Source organism: Enterobacter soli ATCC BAA-2102 (genome assembly GCF_001654845.1).
Taxonomy (GTDB): domain Bacteria; phylum Pseudomonadota; class Gammaproteobacteria; order Enterobacterales; family Enterobacteriaceae; genus Enterobacter; species Enterobacter soli.
Genome location: NZ_LXES01000003.1, coordinates 1 through 23111, shown reverse-complemented (window position 1 = coordinate 23111; position 23111 = coordinate 1). Strand labels below are relative to the sequence as shown.

19 protein-coding genes are annotated in these 23111 nt (G+C 54.2%); 13 read left to right on the top strand and 6 right to left on the bottom strand.

Annotated features, from left to right (window positions below; all coding sequences use genetic code 11):
* The first annotated feature begins 206 nt into the window (after positions 1 to 206).
* From gcvA to rlmM, 3 genes are read left to right on the top strand one after another with little or no spacing between them, the layout of a single operon-like run.
* Positions 207 to 1124, top strand: coding sequence for a glycine cleavage system transcriptional regulator GcvA (gene gcvA / locus M987_RS01005; protein WP_014071582.1), 918 nt, complete (start codon positions 207 to 209; stop codon positions 1122 to 1124).
* A gap of 40 nt (positions 1125 to 1164) precedes the next feature.
* Complete coding sequence (locus tag M987_RS01000) at positions 1165 to 1560, top strand: DUF423 domain-containing protein (RefSeq protein WP_014071581.1); 396 nt, start codon at positions 1165 to 1167, stop codon at positions 1558 to 1560.
* Complete coding sequence (gene rlmM, locus M987_RS00995; protein WP_014071580.1) at positions 1553 to 2653, top strand: 23S rRNA (cytidine(2498)-2'-O)-methyltransferase RlmM; 1101 nt, start codon at positions 1553 to 1555, stop codon at positions 2651 to 2653. Before M987_RS01000 ends, rlmM begins: the two co-directional genes overlap by 8 nt.
* A 98-nt stretch (positions 2654 to 2751) precedes the next feature.
* On the opposite strand, the gene xni is transcribed toward rlmM, so the two are convergent.
* From xni to queF, 5 genes are all read right to left on the bottom strand, one after another.
* Complete coding sequence (xni, locus tag M987_RS00990; RefSeq protein ID WP_014071579.1) at positions 2752 to 3507, bottom strand: flap endonuclease Xni; 756 nt, start codon at positions 3505 to 3507, stop codon at positions 2752 to 2754.
* 112 nt (positions 3508 to 3619) lie between these two features.
* Positions 3620 to 4987, bottom strand: coding sequence for an L-serine ammonia-lyase (locus tag M987_RS00985; protein WP_014071578.1), 1368 nt, complete (start codon positions 4985 to 4987; stop codon positions 3620 to 3622).
* Positions 4988 to 5050: 63 nt separating this feature from the next.
* Positions 5051 to 6340: an HAAAP family serine/threonine permease gene (locus M987_RS00980; RefSeq protein WP_014071577.1), complete on the bottom strand. Its 1290-nt coding sequence runs from the start codon at positions 6338 to 6340 to the stop codon at positions 5051 to 5053.
* A gap of 515 nt (positions 6341 to 6855) precedes the next feature.
* Entirely contained in the window at positions 6856 to 8220 is a 1365-nt protein-coding gene (ppnN, locus tag M987_RS00975; RefSeq protein WP_014071576.1) for a nucleotide 5'-monophosphate nucleosidase PpnN, read from the bottom strand.
* A gap of 116 nt (positions 8221 to 8336) precedes the next feature.
* Entirely contained in the window at positions 8337 to 9179 is an 843-nt protein-coding gene (gene queF, locus M987_RS00970) for an NADPH-dependent 7-cyano-7-deazaguanine reductase QueF (RefSeq protein WP_014071575.1), read from the bottom strand.
* 69 nt (positions 9180 to 9248) lie between these two features.
* Between queF and syd the strand changes: the two genes are divergently transcribed.
* The 8 genes from syd to M987_RS00930 all read left to right on the top strand — a co-directional run bounded on the left by syd (position 9249) and on the right by M987_RS00930 (position 17604).
* Positions 9249 to 9794, top strand: coding sequence for a SecY-interacting protein (gene syd / locus M987_RS00965; protein ID WP_014071574.1), 546 nt, complete (start codon positions 9249 to 9251; stop codon positions 9792 to 9794).
* Positions 9795 to 10413: 619 nt separating this feature from the next.
* The gene (locus tag M987_RS00960; RefSeq protein ID WP_014071573.1) at positions 10414 to 10743 is read left to right on the top strand and encodes a YqcC family protein; all 330 of its coding nucleotides are present in this window, start codon (positions 10414 to 10416) and stop codon (positions 10741 to 10743) included.
* A complete protein-coding gene (gene truC / locus M987_RS00955; RefSeq protein WP_014071572.1) occupies positions 10740 to 11519 on the top strand; it encodes a tRNA pseudouridine(65) synthase TruC in 780 nt (259 codons plus the stop codon). The genes M987_RS00960 and truC overlap by 4 nt, the downstream gene beginning before the upstream one ends.
* Before the next feature lie 21 nt (positions 11520 to 11540).
* Positions 11541 to 11990, top strand: coding sequence for a flavodoxin (locus M987_RS00950; RefSeq protein ID WP_014071571.1), 450 nt, complete (start codon positions 11541 to 11543; stop codon positions 11988 to 11990).
* Between the two features lie 338 nt (positions 11991 to 12328).
* The gene (gene gudP, locus M987_RS00945) at positions 12329 to 13684 is read left to right on the top strand and encodes a galactarate/glucarate/glycerate transporter GudP (protein ID WP_014071570.1); all 1356 of its coding nucleotides are present in this window, start codon (positions 12329 to 12331) and stop codon (positions 13682 to 13684) included.
* Complete coding sequence (locus M987_RS00940) at positions 13684 to 15036, top strand: enolase C-terminal domain-like protein (RefSeq protein ID WP_014071569.1); 1353 nt, start codon at positions 13684 to 13686, stop codon at positions 15034 to 15036. Before gudP ends, M987_RS00940 begins: the two co-directional genes overlap by 1 nt.
* Before the next feature lie 3 nt (positions 15037 to 15039).
* Complete coding sequence (gene gudD, locus M987_RS00935) at positions 15040 to 16377, top strand: glucarate dehydratase (RefSeq protein WP_014071568.1); 1338 nt, start codon at positions 15040 to 15042, stop codon at positions 16375 to 16377.
* A gap of 87 nt (positions 16378 to 16464) precedes the next feature.
* A complete protein-coding gene (locus M987_RS00930; RefSeq protein ID WP_014071567.1) occupies positions 16465 to 17604 on the top strand; it encodes a glycerate kinase in 1140 nt (379 codons plus the stop codon).
* A gap of 89 nt (positions 17605 to 17693) precedes the next feature.
* Here M987_RS00930 and barA read toward each other — a convergent pair whose 3' ends face one another.
* Positions 17694 to 20453, bottom strand: coding sequence for a two-component sensor histidine kinase BarA (barA, locus tag M987_RS00925; protein ID WP_014071566.1), 2760 nt, complete (start codon positions 20451 to 20453; stop codon positions 17694 to 17696).
* A gap of 57 nt (positions 20454 to 20510) precedes the next feature.
* Here barA and rlmD point away from each other — a divergent pair, with 57 nt between their 5' ends.
* The gene (gene rlmD, locus M987_RS00920; protein ID WP_014071565.1) at positions 20511 to 21851 is read left to right on the top strand and encodes a 23S rRNA (uracil(1939)-C(5))-methyltransferase RlmD; all 1341 of its coding nucleotides are present in this window, start codon (positions 20511 to 20513) and stop codon (positions 21849 to 21851) included.
* Between the two features lie 134 nt (positions 21852 to 21985).
* Positions 21986 to 23111: GTP diphosphokinase (gene relA / locus M987_RS00915; protein WP_074392697.1), on the top strand; the 1126-nt coding region annotated here is incomplete at its 3' end.

Below are 23111 nucleotides of genomic sequence, written 5' to 3'. Positions count from 1 at the left end.
CACAACATCACAACCGTAAGCCAAAAGCCTTTTAGAACACGCATTCCAAAAAAAGCTTTTCGTTCCGGCTCAGGAAGTGCCGCCACTATAGGTATTTGCTGGTAGTTCCTCAACGGACAAATTATAATGTCTCAGATAAAAAAAACTAATAGGTTAAACGTTGTTTCCTATATGTTAAATCTCGTTAACATCTAAGCCAGATAACCATGTCGAAGCGATTGCCACCCCTAAATGCATTACGTGTTTTTGATGCAGCAGCACGTCACCTGAGTTTCACCCGCGCAGCAGATGAGCTTTTTGTGACACAGGCCGCAGTAAGTCACCAAATCAAGTCTCTGGAGGATTTCCTGGGGCTTAAGCTATTTCGTCGACGCAACCGTTCGTTGCTTCTGACGGAAGAGGGGCAGAGCTATTTTCAGGATATTAAAGAGATTTTCTCCCAGCTCACCGAAGCCACTCGCAAGCTACAGGCAAGGAGCGCAAAAGGCGCGCTAACCGTAAGTTTATTGCCCAGTTTTGCGATTCAATGGCTGGTGCCCAGGCTCTCAAGCTTTAACTCAGCTTATCCGGGAATTGATGTCCGAATCCAGGCTGTCGACCGTCAGGAGGATAAACTGGCGGATGATGTCGATGTGGCGATTTTTTATGGTCGTGGTAACTGGCCGGGTTTACGCGTCGAGAAATTATACGCAGAATATCTGCTTCCGGTATGTTCCCCAATTTTACTTACCGGCGATAAGGCATTGAAAACGCCAGCAGATTTGGCGCAACACACCCTTTTACACGATGCTTCTCGTCGGGACTGGCAAACTTATACCCGCCAGTTAGGTCTTAATCATATAAACGTGCAGCAAGGCCCCATTTTTAGCCACAGTGCGATGGTGTTACAGGCTGCGATTCACGGGCAGGGTGTGGCGTTGGCAAACAACGTCATGTCTCAGTCCGAAATTGAGGCAGGCCGTCTGGTCTGCCCTTTTAATGATGTTCTGGTCAGCAAGAATGCGTTTTATCTGGTTTGCCATGACAGCCAGGCAGAACTGGGTAAAATAGCCGCCTTCCGGCAGTGGATCCTGGCGAAAGCGGCGAGCGAGCAAGAAAAATTCCGCTTCAGATATGAACAATAACTTTTTGTGTGCAGGGCACGCATAACTTTAGGACCAAAACATGACCAGCCGATTCATGCTGATTTTTGCCGCGGTGAGTGGCTTTATTTTTGTCGCACTGGGCGCCTTTGGCGCGCATGTGTTAAGTAAATCCTTAGGGGTTGTAGAAATGGGCTGGATCCAGACCGGCCTCGAATATCAGGCGTTCCACACGCTGGCTATCTTCGGACTGGCCGTGGCGATGCAGCGCCGGATTAGTATCTGGTTTTACTGGAGCAGCGTCTTTCTGGCGCTGGGCACGGTGCTGTTCAGTGGCAGCCTGTATTGCCTGGCGCTCTCGCATTTACGCCTGTGGGCGTTTGTTACACCTGTCGGCGGCGTATGCTTCCTGGCCGGTTGGGTATTAATGTTTATCGGAGCTATCCGTCTGAAACGCAAGGGCGTTGTTCATGAATAAGGTTGTTTTATATTGTCGCCCGGGGTTTGAGAAAGAGTGCGCCGCGGAAATTACTGATAAGGCTGCACGCCGCGAAGTGTTCGGTTTTGCTCGCGTAAAAGAGAACGCGGGCTACGTGGTGTTTGAATGCTATCAGCCTGAAGATGCCGACAAGCTGGCACGTGAGCTGCCGTTCAGTTCACTTATCTTTGCGCGTCAGATGTTTGTTGCGGGTGAGTTGCTTAAAGATCTTCCGCCTGAAGACCGCATTACACCGGTTGTGGGGATGTTGCAGGGCGTCGTCGAGAAGGGCGGTGACCTGCGCGTTGAAATGGCAGACACTAACGAAAGCAAAGAGCTGATGAAGTTCTGCCGCAAGTTCACCGTTCCGCTGCGCGCTGCACTTCGCGAGGCCGGGATCCTGACGAACTACGAGACCCCGAAACGCCCGGTGGTGCATATCTTCTTTATTGCGCCGGGCTGTTGCTATACGGGCTATTCCTACACCACGAACAATTCGCCGTTCTTTATGGGCATCCCGCGTCTGAAGTTCCCGTCCGACGCTCCAAGCCGTTCGACGCTGAAACTGGAAGAGGCGTTTCACGTCTTTATTCCGGCGGATGAGTGGGACGAGCGTCTGGCAAACGGGATGCACGCCGTCGATCTCGGCGCGTGTCCGGGTGGCTGGACCTATCAGCTGGTGAAACGCAACATGTGGGTTGCTTCTGTCGATAACGGCCCGATGGCGCAAAGCCTGATGGATACCGGGCAGGTAACCTGGCTGCGCGAAGACGGTTTCCGCTATCGTCCAACCCGTAACAACATCTCCTGGATGGTGTGCGATATGGTGGAGAAGCCAGCGAAAGTCGCTGCGCTGATGGCATCCTGGCTGGTGAACGGCTGGTGTCGCGAAACGATTTTTAACCTCAAATTGCCGATGAAAAAGCGCTATGAGGAAGTTTCTCAGAACCTGGCGTACATTCAGGAGCAGATGGATGAGCACGGTATTAACGTGGTCATTCAGGCGCGTCAGCTGTATCACGACCGCGAAGAGGTGACGGTGCACATTCGTCGCTGGTGGGCGGCTGTGGGCGGGCGTCGCGACGAGCGATAGTTCCCCTCACCCCGGCTCTCTCCCCAAAGGGGCGGGGGAGAAAAGACAGCACCGAACAATCCCCTCTCCCCTATGGGGAGAGGGTTAGGGTGAGGGGGTTACCGCTCTAACCTTAACTGCTGCAAATTCCCGTCCAGCTGCAAATCCGTCTGTAATGTCGCCACATCCCGGCAGATAAATGCCATCTCTTTATGCGCTTCCAGCTTCTTACGCCATTTTTCTGGTACGTCTTCCAGCCGGGCGTAAATCCCCTCCAGATCCTGAAAATCATTCAGTAGCTGTGCGGCACTCTTTGGCCCGATACCGGCAACGCCGGGCACCTTCGAGCTGCTGATCCCCGCAAGACCCCAGTAATCAGGAAGTTGTTCAGGCGAGACGCCGAACTCGCTGGCGATAAACGGCGCATCAAGCCAGCGCTTTTGAAAGTAGTCACGAATGCGGATCGTAGGGGAGAGCAGCTGACAGTAGCCTTTGTCGGTTGAGACAATTGTCGCCTGATGCCCGGCGCTGGCGACTTTCACCGCAAGCGTCGCCGCCAGGTCGTCGGCTTCACTGCCTTCAGCACCCCAGCACGGCACGCCACGCTGTTCAAAGGCGGCGCGGATTGCGGGCATTTCGGCGTGCAGATCGTCCGGCATCGGCGCGCGTCCGGCTTTGTAGTCCGGCAACCGCTGGTGGCGCCAGCCTGTATTTCGGGCTTCGTCGTCAAACACTGCAACCACATGGGTTGGCTCACTGTGGCGGATAAGCAGCTCAAGAGCGTGCAGGCAGGTGTCTTTACAGGGGGTGCCCTGCACCGCATGGATACGGCGAATCAGGTTAAGTGCGTCGACGATAAGCAAATGAACAGCCACAGATAATCTCCCTTAAATCTACTGGGTAAAGGGTAACACTGTCGGCAGGATGAAACGAATAGTGTGGGGGAAAACAGGAAGAAGCCTCGCAAAACGAGGCTTCTTAAGCGGCTTAATCGCAGGTCACGATCTTCATTGCCAGACCACCGCGAGAGGTTTCACGGTATTTGGCGTTCATATCTTTACCCGTTTCGTACATGGTTTCGATAACTTTATCGAGACACACGCGCGGCTCGCTGGTGCGACGCAGCGCCATACGTGCCGCATTGACTGCCTTAACGGACGCAATCGCGTTACGCTCGATGCACGGTACCTGAACTTGCCCGGCGACAGGGTCACAGGTCAGCCCCAGGTTATGCTCCATGCCGATTTCGGCGGCGATGCATACCTGTGTCGGACTCGCGCCCAGCAGTTCAGCCAGGCCCGCAGCAGCCATTGAACACGCCACACCGACTTCCCCCTGACAGCCCACTTCCGCACCGGAAATGGAGGCGTTCATCTTGTAGAGCGAGCCGATGGCACTGGCAACCAGCATGTAGCGCGCCAGAGAGTTGGCGTTAACTTCACGGATGAACTTGTCGTAGTAGGCAAGCACGGCCGGAACAATACCACACGCACCGTTAGTCGGTGCTGTAACCACGCGGCCACCTGCGGCGTTCTCTTCGTTTACCGCCAGCGCGAACATGTTAATCCAGTCAACAACCGCCATCGGGTCTGTGGTGGTTTTGTCGGTGCTGACCAGCATCCGGCGCAGCGCTGCCGCACGGCGCGGTACGCGCAGTTTGCCCGGCAAAACGCCTTCGGTGGTGATCCCGCGCTCGATACCGCCGCGCATCACTTCCCAGACGTTAGCGAAGTGTTGCTCCAGCTCTTCTTTGCTGTGCAGTGCCAGTTCGTTTTTCATCATCAGGCCAGAGAGCGACAGACCCGTCTCCTGGCAGTGGCGCTGTAAATCCGCCGCGTTTTTGTACGGATACGGCACTTCAACAGCAGAATTGTTGGTCTGACCAAAATGGTCTTCATCGACGATAAAACCGCCGCCGATAGAGTAATAAGTCTGGCTATAGACGGCGCTATCGCCGGCCAGTGCGGTAATACGCATCCCGTTTTCGTGCAGGGAGAGGTTGTCGGCATGGAAGTTCATGCACCGATCAACCGGGAATTCCACTTCGTGCTCGCCATTTGCCAACAGCAAACGACCGTGGGTATTTACGTCCTGGATAAAACCAGGGATCGCGTCAATATCAACGGTATCCGGCAGGTTTCCCGCCAGGCCCATGATAATGGCAATATCGGTATGGTGGCCTTTACCCGTCAGGGAAAGGGAACCGTATACATCGACAACCACGCGGGTGATGTCGTGCAAAATGCCGCGTGCAATCAAGTCATCCGTGAATTGTTTACCGGCTTTCATTGGTCCGACGGTGTGAGAGCTGGAAGGACCAATACCGATTTTGAAGATATCGAATACGCTAATCATGATGCGTCCATTGCTATCAGTCAGGAGGGAGGAGTGCGCCGCCCGAGGACGGCGCAGGAGGTATTAGCTGAACAGCGAGTAGAAGATGGCAGAGATGGCAATCAGACCCATAATCACAACGAATACGTTGCTGATATGGCCGCTGTATTTACGCATCGCAGGCACTTTCTGAATCGCGTACATCGGCATCAGGAACAGAATCATCGCGATAACCGGGCCGCCCAGGGTCTCAATCATGCCCAGAATGCTTGGGTTCAGGGTTGCTACCGCCCAGGTGGTGATCAACATGAACAGTGCAGTGATTTTGTTCAGCTTGTTAATTTCAATGCTCTTGCCTTTACCGCGCAGAGATTTAATCACCATACCGTTGAAGCCTTCACGTGCGCCCAGGTAGTGGCCCAGGAAGGATTTGGTGATAGCGATAATCGCGATGATTGGCGCCATCCAGGCGATAACCGGTGCGTTAAAGTGGTTTGCCAGGTAAGACAGGATAGAGATGTTCTGCTCTTTTGCCGCCGCCAGATCCATCGGGGAGAGGCTCAGCACGCAGCTGAAGACAAAGAACATCACAGTCAGAACCATCATCACGTGAGCGCGAGCCAGGATGCTGGAGCATTTTTTCTCTGCGCCATTGCCGTACTCTTCACGCTTCGCCACCGCAAAGGAGGAGATGATTGGCGAGTGGTTGAACGAGAACACCATCACAGGAATTGCCAGCCACAAGGTTAACAGCAGGCCGTTACCGGTTGCAGATGCGCTGCTCAGGGACAGGGTTTCCAGCGCCGCACCGTTCCACTGTGGGATCAGGTAACAGGCCAGCACCATCAGTGCAATCACAAACGGGAACACCAGAATGCTCATCGCTTTAACAATCATCTGCTCACCGAAACGCACGATGGTCATCATACCAACGATCAGGATCAGCGACAGAATGGCGCGCGGTGGTGGCGTCAGGTGCAACTGGTGCGTCATGAAGCTTTCAACGGTGTTGGTGATTGCCACGCTATACACCAGCAGAATTGGGTAGATCGCGAAGAAGTAGAGCAGGGTAATCAGTTTACCTGCGCCAACACCGAAGTGCTCTTCAACCACTTCAGTGATGTCTTCGCCCGGATTTTTACCGGACAGCACAAAACGGGTCAGGCCGCGGTGTGCGAAGAAGGTCATCGGGAAAGCGATGATGGCCATGATGATTAGCGGGATCAGACCGCCGACACCTGCGTTGATAGGAAGGAACAGTACACCAGCGCCGATTGCTGTGCCGTAAAGGCCAAGCATCCACATGGTATCCGTTTTGCGCCAACCACTTCGGGATTCAATCGAAGCAACGGTGCTGGTTTGAGTGGTTTCCATCTGTATCTCCTGGAGGAAGCAAATTGTCAGGTTTTTAGTCAAATCCGATGAAAAAGTGCCTGACGGTAATATGAAATTCGTTCAGTGACGGTTTTTTAATAATTTTTGCCCGTAACTATTGGCGGGCGGAAAGATACATTCTAGTTATGAATCCTTCAGTGATCCTGATCCCAAATGCAATAATCCACTCTCTATGTGGGTATGTTTAGACCATTTATCTGTTAAAAAAACATCAAAGAGAATTTACGGGCGCGAAGGCTAGCATTAACAACATGTATCCTGAAAGGCTGACCAGTAAGATAGGAGTCTTACGCTGTAAAGAAGAGGCTTTTTAGTGTTTTCTGACGAGTAATTTGGATTAAGGCTGATAATTTACGGTCTGAAAATTGAGGTAATCGTTTGCGTACGGTTCAATTATGTAAATCACATAAGAGATAAGTATGAGTTGTAAAGGTAATAAAAAAGCCGGATAGCGCTTCAGCACTCTCCGGCTCGATAGAGGTGACTTGCGGGGGTTAGGTGCAAATCTCGTAGCAAGGAATATAGGCGGAACCCGGCAGCTTCATACGATGCTGAGCAACAAAGCCCTGTAGCATGTCATCCATGCGGCGCATCATCTCGCGGTCACCGTGAATTTTATACGGGCCAAACTCTTCGATAGCGCGGATGCCCACCTCTTTCACGTTACCCGCAACGATACCTGAGAAGGCGCGTCGTAAATCGGCCGCCAGAACTTCAACCGGCTGATCCGGGTACAGTTTCAGGTTGGCCATATTCTCGTGAGAAGGTTCGAACGGAATTTGCAGATCCGGCGCAATACGGATTGACCAGTTGAAGCTGTAAGCATCACCGGTATCGCGACGGTTCTCTTTGACCAGCGGCATGGCTTTCTTCATCTGACGCGCCACTTCCGCCGCATCATCAATGATAATGCGATAGTGACGGCGGGCAGATTCGCCCAGCGTATGCACAATGAATTCGTCCAGAACGCGGAAGTAATCGGCGCTCTCTTTTGGCCCGGTCAGGATCAACGGCAATACCTGATCTTTGTTGGCCGGGTTCATCAGTATACCCAGCAGATAAAGCAGCTCTTCCGCCGTACCCACACCGCCAGGGAAGATGATTATCCCGTGGGCGATACGGACAAACGCCTCAAGACGTTTTTCGATATCCGGCATGATAATCAGTTCATTGACCAGCGGGTTCGGTGGCTCGGCCGCAATGATGGACGGCTCGGTCATCCCGATAAAGCGCCCCTCTTTATAGCGTTGTTGAGCGTGGCCGACCGCCGCCCCTTTCATTGGCGCTTCCATGGCGCCCGGGCCGCAACCGGTACAGATGTTCAGTTCACGCAGACCGAGCTGGGTCCCTACACGACGGGCGTAGAGGTATTCGGTTTCGTTAATTGAGTGACCACCCCAGCAAACGACCATATTCGGCGCTTCACCCACGTGCAGGGCACGGGCGTTACGCAGGATAGAGAAGACCAGGTTAGTGATGTGAACAGAGCTTTCCAGGTCGAGGTGCTGGAAACGGCCCGCGTTGTGGATTTGCCCGTTAACAAACAGGATATCGCGCAACACCGCGAACAGGTTGGCCTGCAGTGAGCGAATAATTCGCCCGTCGACAAAGGCCTCTTCCGGCGGATTGATGACTTCAAGTTTTACACCGCGCTCACGGCGCAGCACGTTGATATCAAAGCTTTCGAAACGGGACAGCAGTTCTTTACTGTTGTCTGTCAGGCTTCCGGAGTTCAGTACAGCAAGTGAACAATTACGAAACAGTTGATAAAGATCGCTACTGGCCGTGCGTTTAAGCATGTCCACTTCCAGCTGCGACAACATATCCATTGAGCCAAGCGGGCTAATATGTGTAATCAAGTGAGCTCCTTACGGGACGATTATCGTCTTTCCCTGTTGATTACAATAGCCCTGGCTTATGAAGTTTCACAACAGTTTGGGCGGAATACCGCCCGCATATTGTGAAAATATTTATATTACTGACGCACCAGACGACCGGTAGCAGGCACAAAATCGGTATTGGTGCGCCACGGGTTAATGTCCAGGCCGCCACGGCGGGTATAGCGCGCATAAACGCTCAGCTTCTCGGGCTGACAGAAACGCTGAATGTCATTGAAGATGCGCTCTACGCACTGTTCGTGGAATTCGTTGTGATGGCGGAATGACACCAGGTAGCGCAGCAACTTTTCCCGGTCGATCTTCGGCCCGCTATACTGGATCTGCACCGAGCCCCAGTCTGGCTGATGGGTGATTAGGCAGTTGGATTTCAGCAGATGGCTGACCAGCGTCTCTTCCACCACTTTGCCACCGGCTGCGTTTTCCAGGTAGTCGGTGCTGAACTCGTAGTTATCAATGTCAATATCCTGTTCGTCGATACAGGTTCCATTGAAATGGGCAATGGGCTGGCCTTCCAGCTCATGCAGACGATACAACGATACCATGACGTCGCCTTTTGCGCAGGCGCGTAAATCGCGCTCCAGCGTGTGCAGAACATCGTCCCAGCTGTCGAAACGGGTCTGGTTAAAGCTGTTGAGGTACAGCTTGAAGCTTTTGGACTCCACCAGATTAAGGCTGGCGTAATCCAGCTCCACATGGCCTACTGCCACCTGTGGCAGGCCGCGCGCATTCAGCCAGGAGAGTTCGTACAGTGTCCAGATATCACCGCCCACGAATGGCAGTGCATCGGCGTGCAGTCCGAGCGGGTCGCGGTTCAAACTGCGCGGCACACCCTGCAACAGGGTTGCATCGTAGGTGTCGCGGTAATCGGTCGATTTCCCCAGCGTTAAGCCCGTTAACGCCTGATGATTTTCGTAAGACATGTTTCATTGCCACTTTGCAGGTACACTTAAGGGCTGAGTTTATCCTGTCTTACGAGAAGAGAGAAATCGGTGGATATCGAAACTGCAAATGCCCTGACCACATTGACAACTCGCTACTGCGATGCATGGCAAGAAGCGAAAGGAACATGGCCGCAAAGCGCTGACTTATATGGTGTTCCTTCACCATGCGTCATCTCGACTCTGGACGATTGCGTTATCTGGCAGCCGAAGCCGTTCAGTGGGGAGCCAAATGTAAATGCGGTTGAACGCGCAATGGACCTTGTGGTACAACCAGCGGCTCATGCGTTTTACACCACGCAATTTGCAGGGGATATGACCGCGCGCTTTGCCGACATATCGCTAACATTGCTGCAAACCTGGAGCGAAGACGATCTCCAGCGCGTTCAGGAAAACCTGATTGGTCATCTGGTCACGCAAAAGCGCCTTAAACTTTCTCCGACACTTTTTATTGCCACGCTCGACAGTGAACTGGACGTTATCTCCGTCTGCAATCTGTCTGGTGAAGTGATTAAAGAGACACTCGGCACCCGCAATCGCGACGTTCTCGCCCCTTCACTTGCGGATTTCCTTACCCGGCTTGAGCCTCTTCTGTAATCCATCTTGCTATAGCGCGTGTGAGAGATCTCTTACAAGGTTTGTGAGAGATCGGCGCGTCGTTAAGTTAAATCTCATCCACCTTTTGCTGTTAACTTCATTATTTTCAATAAGATGCTTAATTTTTCGTGTTGAGGTGAGTCTTACAGCGCCTACAGAGTGGGTTGTAAGACGAAGCGGAATAGCGGATTCTATCTCTGTCGACAGGATGCCGACACGAGAAACGAACATCAGGATGATGGCGTTTCTCACACAGGACACGTCAGGATGGCGCTTCAGGAAGGCTTCAGGATGAAGCAAAAGGATCACGCAGGACGCGTAAGGGACACCTCCAGGAAGGAGAATGAGAGCCGGTCAGGATGGGCGGTGGGTCAGGAATACCGGGACGTTTCAGGATGAAACATTCACGTCAGGATGATGTGAGCAGGATGCAAAGGTTTACGGATGACCAGGCCTTCGGGCTTCAGGAAAAGTTGTCACGGATGAGCAGGGAGCACGAATTGTAGCTGGAATGCTGCGAAACGAACCGGGAGCACTGTTTATACAGTGCTCCCTTTTTTTATTTCCCCCTTCGGCAGTGTTATGCTTCGCGCCATTGTGTTTTTCGGTCGAGGTTTTCATGACGCGTCACGACAACGTGCGTGCCCAGCTGCACGCCATCGAAGCAGTATTACGTCAGCATCAGCTCTGGCAGGCGGTCTCTCCGCAGCCGGAAGCATTCGCAAGTACACAGCCTTTTTGCCTGGATACGCTTGAGCCTTTCGAATGGCTGCAATGGGTTCTTGTTCCGCGTATGCACGCTTTGCTGGACGGTGGTCATTCGCTCCCTCAGGCTTTTGCCGTGTCGCCGTATTTTGAAATGGCGCTGGATGCCACACACCCGGCGCGCGAAATACTCCTGATTGAGCTGGAACGTCTGGATACGCTGTTTGCAGGTGATGCTGAATGACGCTTGAAATCCTGTATCAGGATGAATGGCTGGTGGCGGTGAATAAACCTTCAGGCTGGCTGGTTCACCGTAGCTGGCTCGATCGCGACGAAAAAGTGGTGGTGATGCAGACCGTGCGTGACCAGATTGGTCAACATGTGTTTACCGCGCATCGCCTGGACAGGCCGACATCCGGCGTGTTGCTGATGGGGCTTTCCAGCGAGGCAGGGCGTCTGCTGTCGCAGCAGTTTGAACAGCATCAGATCCAGAAACGTTACCACGCTATCGTGCGCGGCTGGCTGACAGATGCCGCCCGGCTGGATTATCCGCTGGTGGAAGAACTGGACAAAATTGCCGATAAATTTGCCCGTGATGACAAAGGCCCACAGCCCGCGGTGACGGATTATCGCGGCATGGCGACCACGGAAATGCCGGTGGCCACCAGCAAGTTTCCGACCACGCGATACAGCCTGGTTGAGCTGTTGCCCAAAACCGGGCGCAAACACCAGCTGCGCCGCCATCTTGCGCATCTGCGTCATCCGATTATTGGCGACAGCAAGCACGGTGATTTGCGCCAGAACCGCAGCGCGGCTGAGCACTTTGGTTGCCATCGTCTGATGTTGCACGCAAGCGAACTGAGCCTTACACACCCGTTTACGGGTGAACCGCTGACAATACGTGCTGGGCTGGACGAGGTCTGGATGCAGGCATTGTCACAGTTTGGCTGGATAGGGCAACTCCCCGAAAATGAAAGGGTTGAGTTTGTGTCAGGCAGCGTTCAGGATGAGCAGCAATAGCAAAAATTAACGGAGTAACACATGGCTGAAGTCGGCATTTTTGTTGGCACGATGTACGGTAACTCACTGCTGGTGGCGGAAGAAGCCGAAGCGATCCTCGCAAACCAGGGCCATAAGGCCACCGTGTATGAAGACCCGGAGCTGGACGACTGGAAAAAGTACCAGGATAAATACATCCTGGTGGTAACCTCGACCACCGGGCAGGGCGATCTGCCGGACAGTATCGTTCCGCTTTTCCAGGGGATCAAAGATCAGCTTGGCTATCAGCCTGACGTTCACTACGGCATCATTGCCCTGGGCGACAGCTCCTACGCCAATTTCTGCGGCGGCGGTAAGCAGTTCGACGCCCTGTTGCAGGAGCAAAGCGCTCAGCGCGTGGGTGAGATGCTGCTGATTGACGCCGGTGAACATCCGGAGCCGGAAAGCGAATCAAACCCGTGGGTTGAACACTGGGCGACACTGTTAAAATAATACCCTGCCTGGCCGACAGGTTTTGTAGGCCGGGTAAGGCGCTACCGCCACCCGGCGAGACCCACCTCTCAAAATCCTCATTTCCGTGAAGTACCTTCCAGTGGTTTGGGCTTATGCCACAAACAACCTCTTACCATGTCGTCAATGTTGTGTTCATGCACGGTGAGGGAACGCGTGACTCCTTCATATACTTTCCCCGTCAGTTACTAAAAAGGCAGTGCTTCACTATAAAACGGCGTTAAGCCGTACCAAAACTGCTAAACACTAACCTCATTCTGATTACCCTACAGGTGCTGTACAGAATGAACCGGCGAAAGCCAGGATTCAGGAGTGCAACTATGAGTACATTAAGCCAGGCTGCCAGCAGCGCTGAGAAGCGCACGAATGCTCGCTACTGGATTGTGGTGATGTTGTTTATCGTCACGTCCTTTAACTATGGTGACCGCGCCACGCTGTCGATTGCCGGGTCTGAAATGGCAAAAGATATCGGGCTTGATCCGGTTGGCATGGGTTACGTTTTCTCTGCATTTTCATGGGCCTATGTTATAGGTCAGATTCCGGGCGGCTGGTTGCTTGATCGCTTTGGCTCCAAGCGTGTCTATTTCTGGTCCATCTTTATCTGGTCGATGTTTACCCTGTTGCAGGGTTTCGTCGATATCTTCAGCGGCTTTGGCATTATCGTTGCGCTCTTCACCCTGCGTTTCCTGGTAGGGTTAGCCGAAGCACCTTCCTTCCCCGGTAACAGCCGTATAGTCGCGGCCTGGTTCCCGGCGCAGGAGAGGGGAACGGCGGTAGCCATTTTTAACTCCGCACAGTACTTCGCCACGGTGATCTTCGCCCCGATTATGGGCTGGTTGACGCAGGAGGTGGGCTGGTCGCACGTCTTCTTCTTTATGGGCGGGCTTGGGATCATCATCAGTTTCATCTGGCTGAAAGTCATCCACGAACCAAATCAGCATCCCGGCGTGAACAAGAAAGAGCTGGAGTACATTGCCGAAGGCGGTGCGCTGATCAACATGGATCAGAAGAACACACAAACAAAAGTGCCGTTCAGCCAGAAGTGGGGGCAGATCAAGCAGCTGGTTGGCTCGCGCATGATGATCGGCATCTATCTGGGCCAGTACTGCATCAACGCCTTAACCTACTTCTTCATCACCTGGTTCCCGGTTTATCTGGTTCAGGCGCGTGGGATGACTATCCTCAAAGCGGGGTTTGTTGCCTCAATCCCGGCGGTCTGCGGATTTGTCGGCGGCGTGCTGGGGGGCGTGATTTCTGACTGGCTGATGCGTCGTACCGGTTCACTGAATATCGCCCGTAAAACACCCATCGTGCTCGGTATGTTGCTCTCGATGACCATGGTGTTCTGTAACTACGTGAGTGCGGAATGGATGATTATCGGCTTTATGGCGATGGCATTCTTCGGCAAAGGCATCGGTGCGCTGGGCTGGGCGGTGATGGCGGATACGGCGCCAAAAGAGATCAGCGGCCTGAGTGGCGGTCTGTTCAACATGTTCGGCAACATTTCCGGCATTGTTACCCCTATCGCCATCGGTTACATCGTCGGTACTACGGGCTCCTTTAACGGTGCGCTGATTTACGTGGGTGTCCATGCGCTGGTTGCCGTACTGAGTTATCTGGTGCTGGTGGGTGATATCAAACGTATCGAACTGAAACCTGTTGCGGAGCGTGGATAATGACAACGCAATCAAGCCCAATCGTCACGGAAATGCAGGTCATCCCGGTGGCGGGGCAAGACAGTATGCTGCTCAATATCGGCGGCGCGCATAATGCCTGGTTTACCCGCAACATCGTGGTGCTGACCGACAGCGCTGGTAATACAGGTGTCGGTGAAGCGCCGGGTGGTGAAGTGATTTACCAGACGCTGGTCGATGCTATTCCACAGGTTGTGGGGCAGGAAGTGGCCCGTCTGAATAAAGTGGTTCAACGAGTGCATAAGGGTAACCAGTCTGCCGATTTTGATACCTTCGGCAAAGGTGCCTGGACATTTGAACTGCGTGTAAATGCGGTGGCCGCCCTGGAAGCCGCGCTTCTGGACCTGCTGGGCAAGGCGCTGAATGTTCCGGTGTGCGAACTGTTAGGGCCAGGCAAGCAGCGCGATGCGGTAACGGTTCTGGGTTATCTGTTCTATGTCGGCGACCGAAACAAAACGGACTTACCTTATCTGGCGCGTTCGCCGGGTAACCACGACTGGTATCACCTGCGTCATCAGGAGGCGCTTTCCAGTGAGGCTGTGGTTCGCCTGGCTGAAGCAGCGCAGGATCGCTACGGTTTTAAAGATTTCAAACTGAAAGGCGGCGTATTGCCGGGCGAGCAAGAGATTGAAAGCGCCCGCGCGCTGAAAAAACGCTTCCCGGATGCCCGTATCACCGTCGATCCAAACGGCGCGTGGCTGCTCGATGAAGCTATCGCCTTGTGCAAAGGCCTGGGTGATGTGCTGACCTACGCGGAAGATCCGTGCGGCGCAGAACAGGGTTTCTCCGGTCGTGAAGTCATGGCGGAATTCCGGCGTGCCACTGGGTTGCCGGTGGCGACCAACATGATTGCGACCAACTGGCGCGAAATGGGCCATGCGGTCATGCTGAATTCAGTCGATATTCCTCTGGCAGATCCGCATTTCTGGACGCTGTCCGGTGCGGTGCGGGTTGCGCAGCTTTGCGATGACTGGGGCCTGACATGGGGTTGCCACTCTAACAACCATTTCGATATTTCCCTGGCGATGTTTACCCACGTGGGCGCAGCGGCTCCGGGCAACCCGACCGCGATTGATACTCACTGGATCTGGCAGGAGGGTGAAGCCCGTCTGACGAAAAACCCGCTGGAAATCAAAAATGGCAAAATCGCGGTACCCGATGCGCCAGGATTGGGTGTGGAGCTTGACTGGGATCAGATCCACAAAGCGCATGAAGCGTATAAAAAACTGCCGGGCGGCGCGCGTAATGACGCAGGCCCAATGCAATACCTTATCCCTGGCTGGACATTTGACCGCAAACGCCCTGTTTTTGGACGTCACAATGAAAAGGATTGAACGATGAGCACATTTTCTACCCCTGTAGTTACCTCCATGCAGATCATTCCGGTTGCGGGTTATGACAGCATGTTGATGAACCTGAGTGGCGCACATGCCCCATTCTTCACCCGCAATATTGTGATTATTAAAGATAACTCCGGCCACACTGGAGTGGGCGAAATTCCGGGCGGTGAGAAGATCCGTAAGACGCTGGAAGATGCCATTCCTCTGGTCGTGGGTAAAACCCTGGGCGAGTATAAAAACGTGCTGAACGCGGTGCGTAGCACCTTCGCCGATCGGGATGCCGGCGGGCGCGGTCTGCAAACCTTTGATCTGCGCACCACTATTCACGTTGTCACGGGTATTGAGGCGGCGATGCTGGATCTGCTTGGTCAGCATCTGGGCGTGAACGTGGCGTCACTGCTGGGCGAGGGGCAACAGCGTAGTGAAGTAGAAATGCTTGGCTATCTGTTCTTTGTCGGTGACCGTAAGCTGACGCCACTGCCGTACCAGAGCCAGCCGGATGAAAAATGCGACTGGTATCGCGTCCGCCATGATGAGGCAATGACCCCGGATGCGGTTGTACGCCTGGCAGAAGCCGCTTACGAAAAATATGGCTTCAACGATTTCAAACTGAAAGGCGGCGTACTGGCGGGAGAGGAAGAGGCTGAAGCTATTTCTGCCCTGGCAAAACGTTTCCCGCAGGCGCGTGTGACGCTGGATCCAAACGGGGCATGGTCGCTCGACGAAGCCATTAAAATTGGCAAGCAGCTGAAAGGCGTGCTGGCCTATGCAGAAGACCCGTGCGGCGCTGAGCAAGGGTTCTCCGGTCGTGAAGTGATGGCGGAATTCCGTCGCGCCACCGGCTTGCCAACGGCAACTAACATGATTGCGACCGACTGGCGTCAGATGGGGCATACGCTCTCTCTGCAATCTGTCGATATTCCGCTGGCTGACCCGCACTTCTGGACGATGCAGGGCTCTGTGCGCGTCGCACAGATGTGCCATGAGTTTGGCCTGACCTGGGGCTCACACTCCAATAACCACTTCGACGTGTCGCTGGCGATGTTTACCCATGTCGCTGCCGCCGCACCGGGTAATATTACCGCGATCGATACCCACTGGATCTGGCAGGAAGGTAACCAGCGTCTGACCAAACAGCCGTTCGAAATCAAAGGCGGTATGGTGCAAGTGCCTTCAACGCCAGGTCTGGGCGTTGAGCTGGATATGGATCAGGTGATGAAAGCGCATGAGCTGTACCAGCAGCACGGACTGGGCGCGCGTGATGACGCCATGTCGATGCAGTATCTGATCCCGAACTGGACCTTCAACAACAAACGCCCTTGCATGGTGCGTTAAGCGTATCGCCGGTTCCTGAGGGAATCGGCATTTTCGACAACCTGGCGGGTGTATGCTTAGCGTAGTTAACATGCGTAAGGATGGCTTATGAAAATAGTTATCGCACCGGACTCGTATAAGGAAAGTTTGAGTGCTCTTGAGGTAGCGACAGCGATAGAGCAGGGTTTTCGCGAGATCTTCCCGTCGGCGCAGTACGTCAAACTGCCGGTCGCCGATGGCGGCGAAGGTACCGTCGAGGCGATGGTTGCAGCCACCGGTGGGCGAATTGTTCACGTACCCGTCACCGGCCCGTTGGGTGAACGCGTGGAAGGGTTCTACGGGTTATCCGGCGACGAACAAAGCGCGTTTATTGAAATGGCGGCGGCAAGCGGCCTGGAGCTGGTCGCCCCTTTTCAACGCAACCCATTAAAAACAACCTCCTGGGGAACCGGTGAACTCATCCGTCATGCGCTGGATGTGGGGGTTAAACATATTATTATTGGCATTGGCGGCAGCGCGACCAACGACGGCGGTGCTGGCATGGTGCAGGCGCTGGGTGCCAGATTGCTTGATGCTGAGGGCCACGTTATTGGTCCTGGCGGCAGCGAGCTGGAGCGGCTGGCGAAAATAGACAGAAGCAGCCTGGACAGACGCCTTGCTGATTGCCGGATAGAAGTCGCCTGCGATGTCACCAATCCGTTAACCGGTGAAGAGGGGGCATCGGCGGTGTTTGGGCCACAGAAAGGCGCCACGCCAGAGATGATCGTCATGCTGGATAATGCGCTTGCTCACTATGCGAAAGTGATCGCCCGGGATCTGGATATCGATGTCTTACATCTGGCTGGCGGTGGTGCCGCGGGCGGAATGGGAGCCGCCCTGTACGCATTTTGCGGCGCGCAGCTGCGCCAGGGTATCGAGATTGTAACTGATGCCTTGCACCTCGATGAGCAGGTTGCCGATGCGGATCTGGTTATCACCGGTGAAGGTCGTATCGATAGCCAGACCATACACGGTAAAGTGCCCGTTGGCGTGGCGAAGGTCGCGAAACGCTTTAACAAACCGGTTATCGGGATTGCGGGAAGCCTGACTGCGGATGTGGGTGTGGTACATGATCACGGCATCGACGCGGTATTCAGCGTGATTTATACCATCTGCTCGCTGGAAGATGCGCTGGAAAATGCGGGTGAGAACGTCCGCATGGCAGCAAGAAACATTGCCGCGGTACTGAAAGTGGGGCAGGGTTTTTAACTCTGATTGCCGGGTGGTGGCTTCACCTTACCCGGCTTACGTTCTTGCTCCTGTAGGCCCGGTAAGCATAGTGCCACCGGGCTTTTGCGTTAGCTTCCCAGCATCTTCCTTGCTTCCCGCGTCACGTTATCCATCTCATCCAGCAGTTCCAGAAACTCAGGTTCAAGCTCTGATTCCGGTGTTCCGGCGCGCAGCTGTTGCTCCACCAGCTGACACAGGTTTTTCAGCCGTGGTACGCCGCTATAACCACAGCTGCCGTGGAGTTTGTGGATAGCTTCCAGCAACTCTTCGGGATGTTCGCCCACCAGTTGTTCTTCGATCTTGTTGCGGATTTCCGGCAAAAACGCCACCAGCATTTGCAGCATTTCGCGTGCCAAATCGGGTTTGCCCGCCGCCTGGCGCAGCGCCAGCTGCCAGTCGAACGTGGCGTTCTGGTTTATTGTGCTCTCAACGGTTTCTGCTGATGGTGTGTACGTTCCGCCGATATGGCCCGGTTTATAGCGCAATAGCAGGTTGTGCAGCTTCTCTTCATCGATAGGTTTTGCCAGATAATCATTCATTCCGGCGCTCAGTAGTTTTTCTTTCTGGCCCGCCATCGCATGCGCCGTAACGGCAATCACCGGGGTCTGCTGCTGGTGCGGAAGCTGACGAATTAATTCACAGGCGCGAATGCCGTCCATGCCCGGCATCTGAATATCCATCAGGATCAGATCGAACTGCATTTGTTTCGCCTGCTCAACCGCCTGTGCACCACTGGTACAGAGCTCAACATGCTGAACCTGATCCCCGAGCAATACGCCGATGAGCTTCAGGTTCGCCGGGTTATCGTCCACCGCCATGACGCTCATTGGCAGCTTCTGTTCATCATTAACCAGCGGCAGAGCGTGCTGGCTCAGGCGGCAGTATTCCGTCAACGCCGGCAGGAGTCGCGTGGCGGTGAGCGGTTTAAGCAGGCAGGCGGCCGCGCCGTCGTTTTTCAGCTCTTCGGCATTAATCTGGGCGTGGCACGGAAGCGCCAGCAGCAGGTAATCGGTCATCGATGCGGCTTTCGCCAGGCGCTCCTGCTGCATGGTCAGCTCGCCGGTAAAGGTAACCGGAATACCCATCAGCAGGATATCGTAATGCTCCACCGCCAGGGCGGAGAAAGTCGGGCTGTAGATTATCTCCAGCGGCGTAGAGCTTAAAACGTCCAGCGTGCTCTGGGCCGCTGCGGCGTTAGGCTCAACATAGGCCAGACGCATCCCTTTCAGGCAGTCAGTGACCGGGCCATCCGTGAGCACGTTTGGATTGAGATCGAGGCTAATATGGAACCAGAAGGTTGAACCGCGGTTTGGCTGGCTATGGAAGGAGATATCCCCGCCCATCTCTTTCACCAGTTTTTGCGTGATAACCAGCCCAAGCCCTGTGCCGCCATGACGGCGGGAAATGCTGGCATCCGCCTGACGGAAGGCCTGGAACAGGCGCGACTGGTCACGTTCCGGGATACCAATGCCCGTATCGCGGATCTGAACTTCAATCTGCACCTTGTTGTTACTGAGCGCCCGCTTTTCCACCAGCACATCAATGTTACCGCTTTCGGTGAATTTAATGGCGTTACCCACCAGGTTCGTGATCACCTGCTGCAAACGCAGGGGATCGCCAATCACGTTATCCGGCACGTCATTCTTAATGTTAAGCGTTAACTCCAGCCCCTTATCATGCGAGGAGTGGGCAAGCAGCGTCACCACTTCGTCCAGCGTGCTGCGCAGCGGGAAAGGAATGCTCTCCAGAATCAGTTTCCCGGCTTCCAGCTTGGAGAAGTCCAGCACGTCGTTAATGATTGCCAGCAGGTTGTTGGCGGAGCGCTCAATGGTGTGCAGGTGATCGCGCTGGGTTGGATTCAGCTCGCTTTTCAGCGTCAGGCGGGTGAAGCCGATAACGCCATTCAGCGGCGTACGCAGCTCGTGCGACATGTTCGCCAGGAATTCTGATTTGATACGTGCCGCTTCCTGGGCGCGTTTTTTCGCCAGATCCAGCTCTACGTTTTGAATTTCCATCTGTTCCAGCGTTTCGCGCAGATCGGAGGTCGCCTGGTCAACGTTATGCTGCATCTCTTCGTGATAGGCTGCCAGCGACATTGCCATCGAGTTAATGCCGTTTTTCAGCATATCTAACTCGCCCAGCATAAAGCCTTCCACGCGGCTGTCGAGCTGCCCGCGACGAATGCGGTCGACGGTATTCACCATATTGCGGATAGGCCCCGTGACGTCGCGCATCAGGCGCCAGCCAAATATCAGCGCAATGCCGATACAGAACAGCATCATCACGCCAGAAATGAAGATTTCTTTGTACTGCTGTAGACGCACCGACTTGAGATCCAGCTCCAGCGCCACATATCCCAGCATATTGCTGCTGGATTTGGCATCTGACATAGCGGATTCATCAGGCGAATAACTTTCCGAAATGATAGGCGTGCGCAGGATCATGATATCCCCCCGGCGCAGCACGCTGAGATGGCGCGGGAACGGCGTACCATCCGGGATTTTCAGCTCGGCCGGATCGAGGTGAAAGTTAGAGGTGACGAACAAGCGGTTGTGTTCATCGTAGACCGATATCGCGCGCACAATCTCGGAGTGACGCCGGTGGAGCACGCTGATGAGCTGACCAATAGACTCACGGTTTTGCAGGTTCATGCCGTATTCACTGGACACCGCCAGCGGCTCGATAATGCTGGCACCGGCATCTTCCAGCTGTCTCTGCAAATCGTTATAGCGGTGCACCACAAAGAAGATACTCAGCAGCAAACCGATGAGAACGGTGGGGGCGAGGATCAAAATCATCATGCGCGCACGCAGGCTGTAGTTGGTCATGGAGTTCCGTTATGGGACAATTAAGCTAATTATGTTTATGTGAGAACAATCTCGGCGATGGCGCAATTCTACTCTGCAAAGCGACGCGTGACGACGCGTCAGATCATAACTGTTGAAGCCACTGACCTCGATCCCTTTGGTCAGGGGGTCGCTCGTCACAATGGTAAAGCCTTGTTTATAACAGGTTTGCTGCCTGATGAACGAGCAGAAATTACCCTGACGGAAGATAAACGCCAGTATGCCCGTGGCCAGGTCAAACGTCGCCTGAGTGAAAGCCCTGAACGTGTTGCACCCCGTTGCCCTCATTATGGCGTATGTGGCGGTTGCCAGCAGCAGCACGCCAGCGTCGCCCTGCAGCAAAAAAGTAAAAGTCACGCGCTGGCGCGTCTTATCAGGCATGAGGTTAATGACATCATTGCCGGTATGCCCTGGGGTTACCGCCGTCGTGCGCGCCTGAGCCTCAGCTATCAGCCCAAAACAGAACGGCTGGAAATGGGGTTTCGCAAGGCGGGGTCCAGCGATATCGTGAATATCCGGCAGTGCCCCATTTTGGTGCCCCAACTTGAGGCATTGCTCCCGGAAGTACGTTCCTGCCTGTCTGAGCTGGATGGTATTCGCCATCTGGGGCACGTTGAACTGGTGCTGGCAAACAACGGGCCGCTCATGGTGCTGCGCCATACCGCACCACTGTCGAAAAAAGACCGTGAAAAACTGGAACGCTTTTCGCATTCTCACGAGCTTGCGCTTTTCCTCGCGCCACAAAGCGAGATACTTGAGCAGGTTACAGGAGAGGCTCCCTGGTATGCGTCAAACGGGCTACGCTTAACGTTCAGTCCGCGTGATTTCATTCAGGTAAACGACGGCGTGAACCAGCAAATGATAGAAAAAGCGCTGGCGTGGCTGGATGTTCAACCCACTGACCGGGTGCTTGATCTGTTCTGCGGTATGGGTAATTTCACGCTGCCGCTGGCCCAGAAAGCGTTAAACGTCGTGGGCGTGGAAGGTGTCGACGCGCTGGTGGCAAAAGGGCAGGAGAACGCTCAACTGAATGGGTTGCAAAATGTGACATTCTTTCATCAAAATCTGGAGGAAGATGTCACCCGGCAGCCGTGGGCTAAGCAGGGTTTTGACAAGATTTTACTCGACCCGGCGCGCGCTGGCGCACCGGGCGTGATGCAGCATATTATTAAACTCGCACCCAAGCGCGTGGTCTATGTTTCCTGTAACCCGGCCACGCTTGCCAGAGATAGCGAGACATTAACCCAGGCGGGTTACCAAATTCAGCGTCTGGCAATGCTGGACATGTTCCCGCACACTGGGCATCTGGAATCAATGGTGTTGTTCGAACATATCGATACCCTTAATAATTCGAGTTGCAGGAAGGCGGCAAGAGAGTGAATCCCCAGGAGCTTACATAAGTAAGTGACTGGGGTGAGCGAGCGCAGCCAACGCACATGCAGCTTGAAGTATGACGGGTATAATTAGTTTGGCTTGTCGACTTCGACAGGCCCTGGTCCCTAAAGGAGAGGACAATGGTTGCGGTAAGAAGTGCACATCTCAATAAAGCTGGTGAGTTTGACCCACAAAAATGGATAGCAAGTCTGGGGATTTCCAGCCAGCAATCGTGTGAACGCTTAACCGAAACCTGGGCTTATTGTCTGCGCACCACGCAAGGGCATTCTGATGCTGAGCTGCTGCTGTGGCGCGGTATTGAGATGGTCGAAATCCTCTCCATGCTCAACATGGATATCGAAACGCTACAGGCGGCGCTCCTGTTCCCACTGGCAGATGCAGACGTGGTTTCTGAGGATGTACTGGTTGAGAGCGTCGGCAAACCCGTTGTGGCGTTGATTCATGGCGTACGTGATATGGCGGCAATCCGCCAACTGAAAGCTGCCCATACTGATTCTGTCTCCTCTGAACAGGTCGATAACGTCCGTCGGATGCTGCTGGCCATGGTGGATGACTTCCGCTGCGTGGTCATCAAGCTTGCCGAGCGTATTGCCCATCTGCGCGAAGTGAAGGATGCGCCGGAAGATGAACGCGTGCTGGCGGCCAAAGAGTGTACAAACATCTATGCGCCGCTGGCGAACCGTCTGGGTATCGGGCAGCTGAAATGGGAGCTGGAAGATTACTGCTTCCGCTACCTGCATCCGGCGGAATATAAGCGTATTGCCAAGCTTCTGCATGAACGTCGCATTGACCGTGAACACTATATCGATGAGTTTGTCGGCGGGTTGCGCCAGTCGATGAAAGAAGAGAATGTGCGTGCTGAAGTGTACGGTCGGCCAAAACACATCTACAGCATCTGGCGCAAAATGCAGAAGAAGCACCTCGCCTTTGACGAGTTGTTTGACGTGCGTGCGGTGCGTATCGTGGCCGAGCGCTTGCAGGACTGCTATGCCGCGCTGGGGATAGTGCACACCCACTTCCGCCATCTGCCGGATGAGTTTGATGACTATGTCGCGAACCCAAAGCCGAATGGCTACCAGTCTATTCATACCGTGGTACTTGGCCCTGGCGGCAAAACGGTTGAAATCCAGATCCGAACCAAACAGATGCATGAAGACGCCGAGCTGGGCGTTGCCGCGCACTGGAAATATAAAGAGGGCACAACCGGTGGCGCACGTTCTGGCCATGAAGATCGCATTGCCTGGC

Excerpts from the sequence above, each read along its gene's own strand:
- barA (WP_014071566.1), bottom strand. The coding sequence starts at position 20,453 with ATGACCAACTACAGCCTGCGTGCGCGCATGATGATTTTGATCCTCGCC.
- gudD (WP_014071568.1), top strand. The coding sequence starts at position 15,040 with ATGAGCACATTTTCTACCCCTGTAGTTACCTCCATGCAGATCATTCCG.
- gcvA (WP_014071582.1), top strand. The coding sequence starts at position 207 with ATGTCGAAGCGATTGCCACCCCTAAATGCATTACGTGTTTTTGATGCA.
- truC (WP_014071572.1), top strand. The coding sequence starts at position 10,740 with ATGACGCTTGAAATCCTGTATCAGGATGAATGGCTGGTGGCGGTGAAT.
- M987_RS00985 (WP_014071578.1), bottom strand. The coding sequence starts at position 4,987 with ATGATTAGCGTATTCGATATCTTCAAAATCGGTATTGGTCCTTCCAGC.
- M987_RS00930 (WP_014071567.1), top strand. The coding sequence starts at position 16,465 with ATGAAAATAGTTATCGCACCGGACTCGTATAAGGAAAGTTTGAGTGCT.
- gudP (WP_014071570.1), top strand. The coding sequence starts at position 12,329 with ATGAGTACATTAAGCCAGGCTGCCAGCAGCGCTGAGAAGCGCACGAAT.
- M987_RS00940 (WP_014071569.1), top strand. The coding sequence starts at position 13,684 with ATGACAACGCAATCAAGCCCAATCGTCACGGAAATGCAGGTCATCCCG.
- queF (WP_014071575.1), bottom strand. The coding sequence starts at position 9,179 with ATGTCTTACGAAAATCATCAGGCGTTAACGGGCTTAACGCTGGGGAAA.
- M987_RS00960 (WP_014071573.1), top strand. The coding sequence starts at position 10,414 with ATGACGCGTCACGACAACGTGCGTGCCCAGCTGCACGCCATCGAAGCA.
- rlmM (WP_014071580.1), top strand. The coding sequence starts at position 1,553 with ATGAATAAGGTTGTTTTATATTGTCGCCCGGGGTTTGAGAAAGAGTGC.
- M987_RS00950 (WP_014071571.1), top strand. The coding sequence starts at position 11,541 with ATGGCTGAAGTCGGCATTTTTGTTGGCACGATGTACGGTAACTCACTG.
- M987_RS01000 (WP_014071581.1), top strand. The coding sequence starts at position 1,165 with ATGACCAGCCGATTCATGCTGATTTTTGCCGCGGTGAGTGGCTTTATT.
- rlmD (WP_014071565.1), top strand. The coding sequence starts at position 20,511 with ATGGCGCAATTCTACTCTGCAAAGCGACGCGTGACGACGCGTCAGATC.
- M987_RS00980 (WP_014071577.1), bottom strand. The coding sequence starts at position 6,340 with ATGGAAACCACTCAAACCAGCACCGTTGCTTCGATTGAATCCCGAAGT.